The sequence below is a fragment of the Marivirga tractuosa genome (assembly GCF_042140215.1).
Lineage (GTDB): Bacteria > Bacteroidota > Bacteroidia > Cytophagales > Cyclobacteriaceae > Marivirga > Marivirga tractuosa_A.
Genome location: NZ_CP159478.1, coordinates 242,869 through 254,687 on the forward strand (window position 1 = coordinate 242,869; position 11,819 = coordinate 254,687).

General features: G+C 34.4%; 16 protein-coding genes. 10 read left to right on the forward strand and 6 right to left on the reverse strand.

Going from position 1 to position 11,819, the window contains the following annotated elements; translation table 11 throughout:
* Positions 1 to 74: 74 nt before the first annotated feature.
* The gene (locus tag ABWH96_RS01020; protein ID WP_375579689.1) at positions 75 to 491 is read right to left on the reverse strand and encodes a hypothetical protein; all 417 of its coding nucleotides are present in this window, start codon (positions 489 to 491) and stop codon (positions 75 to 77) included.
* A 251-nt stretch (positions 492 to 742) separates the two neighbouring features.
* Here ABWH96_RS01020 and pheS point away from each other — a divergent pair, with 251 nt between their 5' ends.
* From pheS to ABWH96_RS01045, 5 genes are all read left to right on the forward strand, one after another.
* Entirely contained in the window at positions 743 to 1,768 is a 1,026-nt protein-coding gene (gene pheS, locus ABWH96_RS01025) for a phenylalanine--tRNA ligase subunit alpha (RefSeq protein WP_375579690.1), read from the forward strand.
* 13 nt (positions 1,769 to 1,781) lie between these two features.
* Complete coding sequence (locus ABWH96_RS01030; protein WP_375579691.1) at positions 1,782 to 2,639, forward strand: 3-hydroxyacyl-CoA dehydrogenase NAD-binding domain-containing protein; 858 nt, start codon at positions 1,782 to 1,784, stop codon at positions 2,637 to 2,639.
* A gap of 34 nt (positions 2,640 to 2,673) precedes the next feature.
* Complete coding sequence (locus tag ABWH96_RS01035) at positions 2,674 to 3,090, forward strand: hypothetical protein (protein WP_375579692.1); 417 nt, start codon at positions 2,674 to 2,676, stop codon at positions 3,088 to 3,090.
* A gap of 201 nt (positions 3,091 to 3,291) precedes the next feature.
* Positions 3,292 to 4,638 (forward strand): deoxyguanosinetriphosphate triphosphohydrolase, encoded by a 1,347-nt coding sequence (locus ABWH96_RS01040; protein WP_375579693.1) that lies wholly within the window; start codon positions 3,292 to 3,294, stop codon positions 4,636 to 4,638.
* Between the two features lie 110 nt (positions 4,639 to 4,748).
* Complete coding sequence (locus ABWH96_RS01045) at positions 4,749 to 5,225, forward strand: DUF1905 domain-containing protein (RefSeq protein WP_375579694.1); 477 nt, start codon at positions 4,749 to 4,751, stop codon at positions 5,223 to 5,225.
* 163 nt (positions 5,226 to 5,388) lie between these two features.
* On the opposite strand, the gene ABWH96_RS01050 is transcribed toward ABWH96_RS01045, so the two are convergent.
* The 4 genes from ABWH96_RS01050 to ABWH96_RS01065 form a co-directional block, all read right to left on the reverse strand.
* Positions 5,389 to 6,183: a class I SAM-dependent methyltransferase gene (locus tag ABWH96_RS01050; RefSeq protein WP_375579695.1), complete on the reverse strand. Its 795-nt coding sequence runs from the start codon at positions 6,181 to 6,183 to the stop codon at positions 5,389 to 5,391.
* Positions 6,184 to 6,193: 10 nt separating this feature from the next.
* Positions 6,194 to 6,949 carry a 2OG-Fe(II) oxygenase gene (locus ABWH96_RS01055; RefSeq protein WP_375579696.1) on the reverse strand — a complete coding sequence of 252 codons (756 nt, stop codon included), beginning with the start codon at positions 6,947 to 6,949 and terminating at the stop codon, positions 6,194 to 6,196.
* Between the two features lie 198 nt (positions 6,950 to 7,147).
* Positions 7,148 to 7,723, reverse strand: a complete 576-nt coding sequence (locus ABWH96_RS01060; protein WP_375579697.1) for a methyltransferase family protein — start codon at positions 7,721 to 7,723, stop codon at positions 7,148 to 7,150.
* A 73-nt stretch (positions 7,724 to 7,796) separates the two neighbouring features.
* Positions 7,797 to 8,321: a nitroreductase gene (locus ABWH96_RS01065; RefSeq protein WP_375579698.1), complete on the reverse strand. Its 525-nt coding sequence runs from the start codon at positions 8,319 to 8,321 to the stop codon at positions 7,797 to 7,799.
* A gap of 76 nt (positions 8,322 to 8,397) precedes the next feature.
* Between ABWH96_RS01065 and ABWH96_RS01070 the strand changes: the two genes are divergently transcribed.
* Positions 8,398 to 9,021, forward strand: coding sequence for a division plane positioning ATPase MipZ (locus ABWH96_RS01070; protein ID WP_375579699.1), 624 nt, complete (start codon positions 8,398 to 8,400; stop codon positions 9,019 to 9,021).
* Positions 9,022 to 9,030: 9 nt separating this feature from the next.
* The gene (locus ABWH96_RS01075) at positions 9,031 to 9,399 is read left to right on the forward strand and encodes a hypothetical protein (protein WP_375579700.1); all 369 of its coding nucleotides are present in this window, start codon (positions 9,031 to 9,033) and stop codon (positions 9,397 to 9,399) included.
* A gap of 7 nt (positions 9,400 to 9,406) precedes the next feature.
* On the opposite strand, the gene ABWH96_RS01080 is transcribed toward ABWH96_RS01075, so the two are convergent.
* Positions 9,407 to 9,940: a ComF family protein gene (locus tag ABWH96_RS01080; RefSeq protein WP_375579701.1), complete on the reverse strand. Its 534-nt coding sequence runs from the start codon at positions 9,938 to 9,940 to the stop codon at positions 9,407 to 9,409.
* A 328-nt stretch (positions 9,941 to 10,268) separates the two neighbouring features.
* Between ABWH96_RS01080 and ABWH96_RS01085 the strand changes: the two genes are divergently transcribed.
* Genes ABWH96_RS01085 through ABWH96_RS01095 form a run of 3 tightly spaced genes read left to right on the forward strand, consistent with a single transcriptional unit; the run spans position 10,269 to position 11,755 of the window.
* The gene (locus ABWH96_RS01085) at positions 10,269 to 10,619 is read left to right on the forward strand and encodes a carboxymuconolactone decarboxylase family protein (protein ID WP_375579702.1); all 351 of its coding nucleotides are present in this window, start codon (positions 10,269 to 10,271) and stop codon (positions 10,617 to 10,619) included.
* Entirely contained in the window at positions 10,612 to 10,971 is a 360-nt protein-coding gene (locus tag ABWH96_RS01090; protein WP_375579703.1) for a hypothetical protein, read from the forward strand. The genes ABWH96_RS01085 and ABWH96_RS01090 overlap by 8 nt, the downstream gene beginning before the upstream one ends.
* A 16-nt stretch (positions 10,972 to 10,987) precedes the next feature.
* Positions 10,988 to 11,755 (forward strand): exodeoxyribonuclease III, encoded by a 768-nt coding sequence (locus ABWH96_RS01095; RefSeq protein ID WP_375579704.1) that lies wholly within the window; start codon positions 10,988 to 10,990, stop codon positions 11,753 to 11,755.
* Positions 11,756 to 11,819 lie beyond the last annotated feature (64 nt).

Here is an 11,819-nt window from a genome sequence, read left to right on the forward strand (position 1 = left end):
TTGTTCAATTAAGAATTATCAGATTGAGATAATTTTTAGTGAGAGTCTTATTTAATAAGTAATTGAAAAACTAATTATTTTTTCTTTTTGCGCCAGTATCTTTTTTTGATTGGCTTATTAGATACAATAGCAATATTTTTATTCCTCAAGATTGATTTAATATCTTCCTGATTAGAATTAAATTGTATTGATAAATCTTTAATTGATACTCCTTTAAAATACCTTTTTAGAATTTCTCTTTGGTCAACGGCAGTTATATGGTTTTTTGCTTCCTTTTGACTTTCAGGAATCTGCTCCAAATATTTTTTCAAAACATTTACAATATCTTCAATTAGTGTGGGATTAATCTTTATTGATTGTTCAGATTTATTTCCTGAATCAATACTTTGTAAAAGTTCGATAAAATAATCTCCATTATCATGCTTGATTAAATCTATCAAAAAAGCACTTTTATTATATTCTAAATGAGTGGTTTCAATGATATTAGACATCCTAAATTATATTTGGTTGACAGAATACATTAGTATGTAAATATAATATTACATCATAATCTGAAAAAATTTATTAGTTCAAATTGCTTAAGAAAAGATTTAATTACTCGCTACCATCACAACCCTTAACTATACCCTGCCTCAAGTGAAGATTGAATGAGCCCTTATATTAAGTAGTCCTCCCTCTTATTTAATATTCCGCCATTTTCGTTTAACTTTGTTTTTTAGGATTAAAACTGATTTGAAATTCGATGTCTGAAAAGATAAAAGCATTAAAAGCTGAAATATCAGCAGCAACAGCCAAAACTCAAGATGAGTTAGAGGCTTATAGATTAAAATTTATCAGTCGCAAAAGTGTATTAGGAGATCTTTTTGCCGACATCAAAAATATAGCTCCGGAAGACCGAAAGGCTTTTGGACAGGAGGTAAATGAAGTAAAACAATTAGCAGAAGAAAAATTCAAGGAGCTGATTGCCGGATTGGAAAGTGCTGATACAGGAAATAAATCTTCTGCTCCAGTAGATTTGACACTTCCGCCCAATATTAATTTGGGAACTGTTCATCCACTAACCTACGTACACAATCGCATAGTCGAGATTTTCCAAAAAATAGGGTTTAATGTAGCGGATGGCCCAGAAATTGAAGATGATTTCCACAATTTCACCGCTTTGAATTTCCCTGAAAATCACCCTGCCCGTGAAATGCAAGACACTTTCTTTATTGAAAGCAATCCTGATATTGCACTTAGAACGCATACTTCTTCAGTGCAAATCAGAATTATGGAAAACCAGAAACCACCATTTAGGGCATTGGCACCTGGTCGTGTTTTCAGAAATGAAGCTATTTCAGCTCGTGCACATTGTTTTTTCCATCAGGTAGAAGGCTTTTTTGTGGATAAAAATGTGGGTTTGGTGGATTTAAAACAGACTTTATATTATTTTGCCAAAGAGCTTTTCGGCCAAGATACTAAAGTCAGATTCCGTCCTTCTTATTTCCCTTTTACGGAGCCAAGCGCGGAAATGGATATTTCCTGCAACATATGTAAAGGCAAAGGCTGTAATATTTGTAAATATTCCGGATGGGTAGAAATTTTAGGCTCAGGAATGATTGACCCTAATGTGTTAGAAAATTGCGGAATTGATTCTGAAGAATATACAGGTTTTGCTTTCGGTATGGGAATTGAGCGAATTGCCATGCTAAAGTTTCAGGTAAATGATTTAAGACTTTATTCAGAAAATGATGTTCGCTTCTTAAATCAGTTTAAGCATTTGAGTTAAAAAGAAGTATTAAATGAAATTAAAAGACATTAAAAGCATAGGAATAGTAGGAGCAGGAACGATGGGTTCAGGGATTGCTCAAATGAGCGCAATGGCCGGTTACCAAACCATTATTTTTGATATTCAAGAATCTGCTTTGGAAAAAGCCAAATCTGCCGTTACCAAAAACCTGGAGAAAGGAATTGAAAAAGGTAAAGTAACTCAAGAGCAAAAAGATGCTTGTCTTCAAAATATTAGTTTCATATCTAAACTGGATGAGCTTAAAGCAGATGTTATAATAGAAGCAGTAGTTGAAAAGCTGCAGGTAAAAATTGACATTTTCAGTCAGCTTGAAAAAATCAATTCTGAAAGCACCATTTTAGCTACCAATACCTCTTCTATTCCCATCACCCAAATTGGTGCTGGACTTCAAAACCCTGAAAGACTGGTGGGCATGCATTTTTTCAATCCTGCCCACATTATGAAATTAGTCGAAGTTATTTCTGGAGCAGCTACCAATCCAGAAATTGCACAAACCACTAAAGCATTAGCAGAAAAAATGGGCAAAAAAGCCGTGATGGCAAAAGATTCGCCAGGTTTTATCGTTAACCGTGTGGCGCGCCATTTTTATGTGGAGTCTTTAAAAATAGCCGAAGAAAATGTAGCCGATTTCGAACAAATTGACAGATTAGTGGAAAGTTCGGGATTTAAAATGGGTCCTTTTCGGTTAATGGATTTAATAGGCGTTGATACTAACTTTTCAGTAACCAAGTCAATGTTTGAATCATTTTATTATGACAGCAAATTCAGACCAAGCAGAATTCAACAACAAAAAGTGGATGCCGGCCACCATGGAAGAAAAAGCGGTAAAGGGTTTTATGACTATAATTAAGAAATTTTCTTTTCTATTATTTTTTCCTCTCCTTATGTTTTTAAGTTGTGGAGAAGAAAACCCTGAGGTATATTTTGATGAGTTACCATATCCTGATCCCTTTCAATTATCGCTCAACCTCGATTTAGTCAGCTATCAAAGTTTGCAGTTTGAAAAAAATGTGGTTTTACCCGATGTGGGTTTAAATGGAGTAATAGTAGTCAAAAGGGCTGAAAACGACTATGCCGCTTTTGAAAGAACATGTCCTTACGAGCCTGAAAAGGAATGTTCTATTGTTTCCATGAATGCAGGACAACAATATTTGGAATGTGAATGTGGAAACTCTTTCTATAATTTAAGTGGATACCCTACCAATAGTCCATCCCCTAGAAAACTGAGAGAATATTATACTAGCCTTTCGGGAAGAAATTTATATATAGATAATACTATTGTGAATAGTGAGAATAGGTAGAAGAATGGGCATGCGTTAAGAAACGCGCGCCAGCTTGAAAGCTTAAGCTAGCTCAGAATTATGTGCTGATGCGAGCTTCCCACCTCGTACCTTTTATACATTAAACCTCTTAAAAAACAATTAATGGAAACTCTCCTCCTTTTATCTCCAATCTATAATTCTTAAATCAATTCTTTCCATTAATTTTAAGCTATGGAAAAAATGAACTGGCTAAAATTACTAAACCCAAATCGCTTAGAGCAAAGCACTAATACCAATCAATCTTCCGCACGCTCTTTTTTCGAGCAAGATTACGATAGAATTATTTTTTCTCATCCTTTTCGTAGGTTGCAGGATAAAACACAGGTTGTTCCTTTACCCGAGGAAGATTTTGTGCATACTCGGTTAACACACAGCTTAGAAGTAAGTAGCGTAGGTCGTTCCCTCGGTAAAAAAGTGGGGGAATCCATAGTGGAAAAATACTCTGAATTGCAGGAATCGGGCTTTTCATCCTTTGATTTTGGAGCTATTGTAGCAGCTGCTTCTCTAGCGCATGACATAGGAAACCCGCCTTTCGGCCATTCAGGTGAAGATGCTATTTCAGCATTTTTCAAAAACAGCTCTTTAGGAAAATGGATTCAATCACAAGTTTCAGTAGAAGAATGGGAAGACTTAATAAACTTTGAAGGGAATGCGCAAGGTTTTCGTTTGTTCAACAGACCTGATAATCAGGGAATAAAATTAACTTACAGCACTTTAGCTGCATTTAGTAAATATCCCCGAACTGCCCATCTTTTTGAAAAAGATGACAGCAGAAAAAGCCAGAAGAAATACGGTTTCTTTCAAACTGAAAAGCAATATTTTGAAGAATTAGCAAATGAATTAGGCTTGATTCGATTATCCAACGAAATGAGTTGGGTGCGTCATCCGCTTACATTTTTAGTGGAAGCAGCAGATGATATTTGCTATCATGTAATTGACCTAGAAGATGGTTGCCGATTGGGTTGGGTTCCTTACGAACAAGCGCGTGATTTATTAGCCAATGTTTTAGGGGATTCCTATTTGCCAGAAAAGCTAGAAAAAACAAAAGGGAAAAATGAAAAGATAGCTTATTTAAGAGCATTATGCATCAACAAACTCATCAACGAATGCGCTGAGGTTTTCATGGCAAATGAAGAAGACATTTTGACTGGGAAATTTGATTCTGCTTTAATGAGCAAAGTTCCTTCAAAAAGAGTGCTGAGTAATATCATAGAAGTATCCATTCAGAAAATCTATCGCTCGCATTTAGTTTTGGAAACAGAAGTGGTAGGCCATAGAGTTTTAGAAGGTTTGTTGGAAGAATTTTTGGGAGCAGCAATTGCACAAAAAGGAATAGAGGAATCGAGCAAAAAAGATTTAACCGTTTTCAGATTATTACCTGAAACTTATCAAGAATTAATCACCGATACAGCAAGCCTTTATGAAATCAGTTTGTTATGTATTGATTACATTAGTGGCATGACAGATCGATATGCTATAAATCTTTACCGAAAACTAAAAGGAATCAGCTTACCCGGAATGAAGTAAAGCATGAAACTGCTTGAGTTTACTAAGGTAACTATATTTAAAAAGGTAAACGTATTTATTTGTTGGCAATAAAGTAAAAAGTGATCTAGAAAAATCAGAAATAGTATAAAATGAATTATATCATTGAAAATGAAAAGCTGACTCTGCAATATATACCTGGGAATGGAGCTTGGACATATCAATTGATTATACCAAACACAAAAGGCATTAAAGGCAAATGGGGAGAATTAAAAGTTTCAGGAACGATAGATGGTTTTGAAATAAAGAACAAGAACTTAGGACCTGTAAAAAATTCTGATAAGAAAATGTCTGTTAATTCTGAAATAAGGAACGCAATTAACAAAAAAGGTGGTGACGCTGTGATGGTGACTTTATATCTTGAAAATCAAGTTGAAGAAAATGATAAGAACGAAATTTTAGAATGCTTCAAGGATGCACAAGTATTAAGCACTTTTGAGAACTTAAGTAAAAATCAACGTGAAGATATTTTTCATGAAATAAATACTGTAGCAACTGACAATCAAAAAGCCGAAAAAATAGTATCCATAATTGAGAAACTTGGAAATAAAATGTACGAAACGGAATAAACACTCTTGCCAAGTTAGGATTATCTGTTTTCGAAAAATTAAAATTTAACCATCCTTTAAAGGGGATACGGAAATACGAGACTTTTTAAACGTATATGAAGACTACAGTCAATTTTGTTACCGTGTAGAAAAACGAAAGCAAAGTCCTTTGTCTCTAGACTTATTAAATAGTACTCTTAATTTCCTTTTCTAGGGTATAGAATAAATCTAGGCTTTCAGCAGCATTCTCATTCACAAAATAATCTGCTACCGTAATGGATTTAACCAAGGCATTATCGGCCTGATCTAATTTATTGCGGTTAACTCTATTTAAAAATTCGTAAGGAATTCTCAATAAAGGCGCAGGGAGACGGTACTGCAAGTTGAGAATATCGAATTTGGTTATTTTCTTAACCGACTGACGGTTTTTCTCATGATAATCCATCACTTTATCATTACCCGCAATGCCATTCGCTTCTACTTTTGAGAAAATGCTTTTGCAAAGCGCTTCCAATTCAGGAGCAAAATACTCTCTGACATGCCAAGGGTTTCTCGTAAGCGTCATTTTTTTATTCGGAGTGGAAATAATTGCTTTTCCTCCCGGTTTTAACACTCGATGAATTTCTTTCAAATAGCTTTTATCATCTTTAATATGCTCTATTACCTGAAAGGAAACGACTCTATCAAAGCTATTATCTTCAATATCAGTTAATGGCGGAATATGCATGGCATTAAAATCCGCTTGAGGATATTCAGCTTGCAATTCGTCCGTTAAGCTTTTGTATTTATCTATGCCCGTATAATGATCGGCTGCATTCACTAAAATTTCCAAGCCTCTTCCCGTTCCACATCCAATTTCTAATAAGTTTCCTTCAATTTGCGGTTGTACATATACATAAGCTGCCAATAAACGTTGGTGAATTGGATTATCAGAAGCTATGGAATCAGATGTAATTTCTGTGGTTGAGACTTTGGACATAATATTATGCTTAGCTAACTTTTAAGGCTTTTTTAATACTATCTAAAAATGATGGTTGCTGTTTTTCCTCTTGGTGCTCAGGAAAAATGGTGTCATGAAAAGTAATATCCTCTGTTTCCTTTTTGGTATAAAAAGTAGCAGAAAACATTTTTCTTTCTTCTTTATCCGGACATTCCAATGGTTTGGTATAGCCATAATAAGAAGTATCTTTCACTTCAAAGATCACCGCTCTGTTAAATCTACAAGAAACAGCCTTTTTACATTTAGATACGCAATCATTCCACATCTCTAACGCACCATTCCATTCTGGTTTCCATCTTGGGGTAAGGTAAAGCTGAAGATTAAGTCTTCTTTGCACATCTTTTTCAGGGTGAATATTAAAATCCACATGCACATCTTCAAAGGAGCCTTTTTTACCTTTTTGAATGCCTACCCCAAAACCATCATTGGTGATGAATGCATTTTTAATACCTGTTACCTTTTCAATAAACTCCAGAAATTGCGGCTTGGCAATTTCTTCTTTTAAAAGGTTGAATAGGCGAGGATAATCCTCAAACTTATCACCCTCCAGTTTATTTTCATGTTTATCCTTTTTGGGTTTATTGAAAAGCTCATCTTCAGGAAAGAAATTATGAAGTTTTTCTGCAACCTCCGTTGACAAAAAGTCATCCAGGATAAGGTGGTGAAAAGGTTTGGAAGATTCGAATTCTTCCTTGTACTGCTCGATTTGTTCTTGACTAAAGTGCTTACTTTGAATAAGTTCCATAAAGGAATTTAAAATTTCGTGGCGCAAATATACACTTCAAATGTAGTTTGCTAACATAAAAAGTAAAATATTTCCCTGCTTATTTTTAATATTTCATTCCATCTTTCGATGAATGAGCTTTATAGCAGGTGCAAACAAACTTATAAACCCTTTTTTAATTTAAAAAGTGCCAGGTTTTCTATTTTAAAAATTAAATATTTATCGTCTCAAGGTAGGAAAAAGCATAGGTGTTCGCTTTTTATATTCCTTATATTTATCACCAAAATGCGCTATCAATCTTATTTCCTCATAATGAATTCCAATCAATAGGTAAATCAAGATACAAATAGCATGTAACAAATTGGTGTAAGTAGGGCTAAATATCACAAAGCCAAGGATACCTAAAATTAATGCGGTATAAAGTGGGTGGCGCATACGGGCATATATTCCACTTGTAATAAGTGTTTGCTTTTGTTCTGGTTTAATTCCCATGAATTCAGAAAAACTAATGGGTCTAAAAGCTAATTTAGCCAGCAAAAAACCAAATGTTGCAATAATTAAACCTATTGCTTTGCTTGTTTGATCTTTAGGAAATAAATATTCTGGAGAAATAGTACTTCCTAATAGAAGAATGAATAAAACTGCTAAGATTGAAATGATATTATATAACCTACGATAATTCACAGGTTTTAAATTCATTTTATCCTTAAGAAGTCTAGATGCTAAAACAGAATGGGCAATGCCAAATATGAGCCATGCTATTATTATAGGTAAATATTGCAGATATTGATTCATCCTTTAACCCAATTTACTTTATCATTGATTGGTGATCTTTTGCCTTCTGGCCAAAAACCTTCTTTAGGCATTCCTACATACAAAAAGCCCAATAATTTATCTTCTTTTTCGACGTGCCTAACGCTTTTTTGGCTTCCTCCATATAAGTGATTCCGCCTGAACCCCAATAGCAACCTACGCCATAGGCACTTGCCGTTAACTGCATATTTTGAACAGCTGCAGCTACGGCCGCAACTTCTTCTTCCACAGGAATGCTCTGTTTTTCATCTCTTTTCATTCCAATTGCGATCACATGTGATGCCATCAATGGTTTGTTTCTCAACTTCTCCATCTTAGATTCATCAAAATTACCGTTTGCGGTCGAAACTTCCTTATATATATCAGATTGAAATTTTCCTAGTTGATCTAAACCATTTTCAGTAAAAACAATAAACCGCCAGGGTTCAGTATGTTTATGATTCGGTGCCCAGTTGGCATTTTCCAACATTTGCTCAATTATCATATCATCCACTTTTTCACCTGTATATTGTGCAGGATAAATAGATCTTCTGGTTCTGATTAAGTCGTTAATTTCTTCGATATTAAATGTTTTATGCATTATCTTTTTTCATTTTTAACCTAGATTTGGAAAAAGGGTTACAGCTATGTATTTTTATTGATATTCATTTTATGATATGACAAAAATAATTTCATTTATCTCAAGAAAAGGAGGGACTGGTAAAACTACCAGCGCCATCCACTTTGCTACCATGTTGCATAGTTTAGGCCATTCGTTGGCTATGTTGGAAACCGACACCAATTATACCCTCAATACTTTGAGAAAAATGGAACTCTATAAAACAGGAGCAAAAGAATCCGCTGTTTTCCCAATTATCGGTTCCGAAGATCACAAAGCTTTAAAAGACATCGAACAATTAAAAAGCCAAAATTTGGATTTTATTGTGGTAGATAGTGCAGGAAAAACTACAGACGAACATATTAAAAAGCTGAGTTTGAATAGCGATTTGGTAATAGTTCCCACTAGCCTTACACCTAATGATTTGCTGGTGACTTACCAGACAGTGGAAGATATAAAGCCTGCTTTAGAAGAAAATAAGAACTTAAAAATATTGGTTTTGCCAAATAGAGTGCATTCTGCTACCAAAATTGATACGGTAAAAGATGCACTATCTGAGTTAGACGCTGAAATTTTGGAAGTAAAAGTTCCTGCAAAAAATATTTTCGCTAATTTCAGTACTATTCTGGCAGAAAAAGAATTTTTACCCATAACAAAAGCTATTCTTTCACATCTTAAATAACTGATGACCATGGCAAAGAAAAAAGATACTTTAAAGGATCTGAATGAATTTATGAAAAATCAACCTGCTCAATCGGGTGAGGAAAAGGAAGATTATTTATCCAAAAAACCTACCCGCTTAGCTGAAGTTGAAGCCTTAAAATCAGAAATTAAAAGATTGGACGATTTACCTGAAGGTGCTTTAAATGAAGATGAAATAGCGAATTTAATTAATAAAGTAGCCAAGAGCCATGAATTAACTTCAAGACAGGTTCTTTACAGAGTTTGCGAAAAAGTTTTAACCCAACAAAAGGAAAAGGAGGGCTCCGACATACTCTTAGAAAATCTTATCATTTATTTACAACATCAGGATTTGATAATGGAAAAGCTAAAATCTTAAATTTGAATTAAGCTCTAGTGGCAGAAATTGTGGCAATAGAAATTTCCGCTCCAGCCTTTTGAAGCGGTTGGCTACAAGCTTGCAAAGTTGCCCCAGTGGTTACTACATCATCTACAAGTAAAATTCGCTTGTTCTTTAAATTTTCCTTTGGAATTTTTAAGTGAAAAGTAGACTCTACATTATCAAATCTTTGAATTCTGTGTTTTCTAGTTTGGCTTTTTCTATTAACTGTTTTCTCTAAAATAGGCTCAAAAGGTATGTTTAGCTTCAAACTCATGCCTTCTGCTATTTTATGGCTTTGATTATAACCTCTTTTCCTTTGCTTTTTATAATGAATTGGCACAGTCGTAATCAAATCCCATTCATTACTAAAATAGTCGGACAATTGTTCGCCATAAATTTCCCCCAACAAAAGCCCTATCGCTTCGTTTCCCTCATATTTCAGTTGGTGTAAAAGGTGTTGAATTACAGTATCTTTTTGAAACCAGGCATAAGCCATAGCATATTTCAAATTGGGGATTTCAAAAAATCTTCTGTGCAATTGATTTGGCTGATCTAAATGGAGATTCGTGACATTCAGATTGCTAAGGCAATGGCTACAAACCAAGGTTTCAGACTTCGATAAGGTTAAATTGCAGACACTGCAGTAATTAGGAAAAAATAATGACAGAAAATCTGATACAATTAGGGTAAAGTTTTGGTTTCGTAAGTTCACAACGGCTAACTTTGCAGGTTAATTTAAATTTCAAAATTGATAGTGATTTTAATTTATGAAATCGACATTAAAAATCCAACTTCGAATTTAACACCAATCGAAGTTGATTTTTAATCAAAGATTCCATATGCCCATTAAAAGTTATATAATACATATGAATAAAGTAGAAGAATTCAACGAATATCGTGCAAAAATGAACGATAAAATCGTGGGGAGCAATAATAAAATCCTTAAGCGAATATTCAATCTTGACACCAATGCTTTTGCAGAAGGCAGTGTGGACAAAAAAACTAAAGAAATGATTGGTCTTTCTTCCTCCATGGTTTTACGTTGCGATGATTGTGTTCGCTATCATTTAGGAAAATGTTTTGAATTGGGCGTTACTGAGGATCAGGTTTTTGAAGTGTTTTCTATCGCAAACTTAATTGGAGGAACGATTGTAATTCCACATTTGAGAAGAGCTGTCGAATATTGGGAATATTTGAAAGAAAACGGGAATGATTAAAAAAGACCTTGAACTCGAAAGAAGATGGCAGGCACTTCGGTTAGCCTTAAAAGATTCTATTGGCAGAAAACCAAAAGATCTTAATGCCATACTTTTTTTAATTGGAGTTCAAGAGCTAGGTAAAGGGCCGCATACATTCAGTAAAGAAGAAAAACAGGATTTAATGCATATTGCGATTTGCAAAGTTTTAAGTCTTTCAGGTTTTTATGAATTGGAAGGAATGGACGAAAATGGGTGGCCACATTGGAAGGGAATTAAAAAACTTCCGCATTTTGACTTATTAGAACAGGAAAAATTGCTTAAAATGCATGTAATTGAGTATTTTGAGCAAGAAATTGGTTTAGAATTTTAATTTGGTATAATTATATATGAATATCATTTCTTATAACGTAAATGGAATTAGGGCTGCCGAAAGAAAAGGCTTAAGCGAATGGCTAAAAAATGAACAGCCTGATATTTTTTGCATCCAAGAACTGAAAGCAAATAAAGACCAAATTGACACTACTGTTTTTGAAGATTTAGGATATCATATTTATTGGCATTCAGCAGAGAAAAAGGGATATAGCGGAGTAGGTATTTTCACCAAAATAAAACCTGAAAATGTAGAAGTGGGATGTGGGATGCCACAATACGACAGAGAGGGTCGGGTAATTAGAGCTGATTTTAAAGAATTTTCAGTAATCTGTACTTATATGCCAAGTGGCTCCAGCGGTGATCCCCGTCAGGATTTCAAAATGGAATGGTTGGCCGATTTCAGAAAATATATTCAAGAATTAAAGAAAGACTTTCCCAATTTATTAATCTGCGGAGATTATAATATTTGTCATCAGCCGATCGATATTCATGATCCTGTTCGAAATAAAAACAGCTCTGGTTTTCTACCCGAAGAACGTGAATGGATGACCGAGTTTTTAAATGATGGCTTTATCGACAGTTTTAGACAATTAAATAAAGAACCCGATCAATATAGCTGGTGGAGTTATCGCTCTGCGGCCAGAGAAAGAAATAAAGGTTGGAGAATTGATTACCATATGCTTTCTGAAAATCTTCTCAATAAACTTCAAGCAGCTGACATTTTACAAGAAGTAAAGCATTCTGACCACTGTCCAGTAAAAATTGAGTTAGATGTTTCATAAAGCTGATAATATATTGGAAATCATTGTTTTAAATTTCCCGTTACTACTGAGGTGAAGCAAAACA

Coding starts and splice junctions, on each gene's coding strand:
- ABWH96_RS01020 (WP_375579689.1), bottom strand. CDS start 491: ATGTCTAATATCATTGAAACCACTCATTTAGAATATAATAAAAGTGCT.
- pheS (WP_375579690.1), top strand. CDS start 743: ATGTCTGAAAAGATAAAAGCATTAAAAGCTGAAATATCAGCAGCAACA.
- ABWH96_RS01030 (WP_375579691.1), top strand. CDS start 1,782: ATGAAATTAAAAGACATTAAAAGCATAGGAATAGTAGGAGCAGGAACG.
- ABWH96_RS01035 (WP_375579692.1), top strand. CDS start 2,674: ATGTTTTTAAGTTGTGGAGAAGAAAACCCTGAGGTATATTTTGATGAG.
- ABWH96_RS01040 (WP_375579693.1), top strand. CDS start 3,292: ATGAACTGGCTAAAATTACTAAACCCAAATCGCTTAGAGCAAAGCACT.
- ABWH96_RS01045 (WP_375579694.1), top strand. CDS start 4,749: ATGAATTATATCATTGAAAATGAAAAGCTGACTCTGCAATATATACCT.
- ABWH96_RS01050 (WP_375579695.1), bottom strand. CDS start 6,183: ATGTCCAAAGTCTCAACCACAGAAATTACATCTGATTCCATAGCTTCT.
- ABWH96_RS01055 (WP_375579696.1), bottom strand. CDS start 6,949: ATGGAACTTATTCAAAGTAAGCACTTTAGTCAAGAACAAATCGAGCAG.
- ABWH96_RS01060 (WP_375579697.1), bottom strand. CDS start 7,723: ATGAATCAATATCTGCAATATTTACCTATAATAATAGCATGGCTCATA.
- ABWH96_RS01065 (WP_375579698.1), bottom strand. CDS start 8,321: ATGCATAAAACATTTAATATCGAAGAAATTAACGACTTAATCAGAACC.
- ABWH96_RS01070 (WP_375579699.1), top strand. CDS start 8,398: ATGACAAAAATAATTTCATTTATCTCAAGAAAAGGAGGGACTGGTAAA.
- ABWH96_RS01075 (WP_375579700.1), top strand. CDS start 9,031: ATGGCAAAGAAAAAAGATACTTTAAAGGATCTGAATGAATTTATGAAA.
- ABWH96_RS01085 (WP_375579702.1), top strand. CDS start 10,269: ATGAATAAAGTAGAAGAATTCAACGAATATCGTGCAAAAATGAACGAT.
- ABWH96_RS01090 (WP_375579703.1), top strand. CDS start 10,612: ATGATTAAAAAAGACCTTGAACTCGAAAGAAGATGGCAGGCACTTCGG.
- ABWH96_RS01095 (WP_375579704.1), top strand. CDS start 10,988: ATGAATATCATTTCTTATAACGTAAATGGAATTAGGGCTGCCGAAAGA.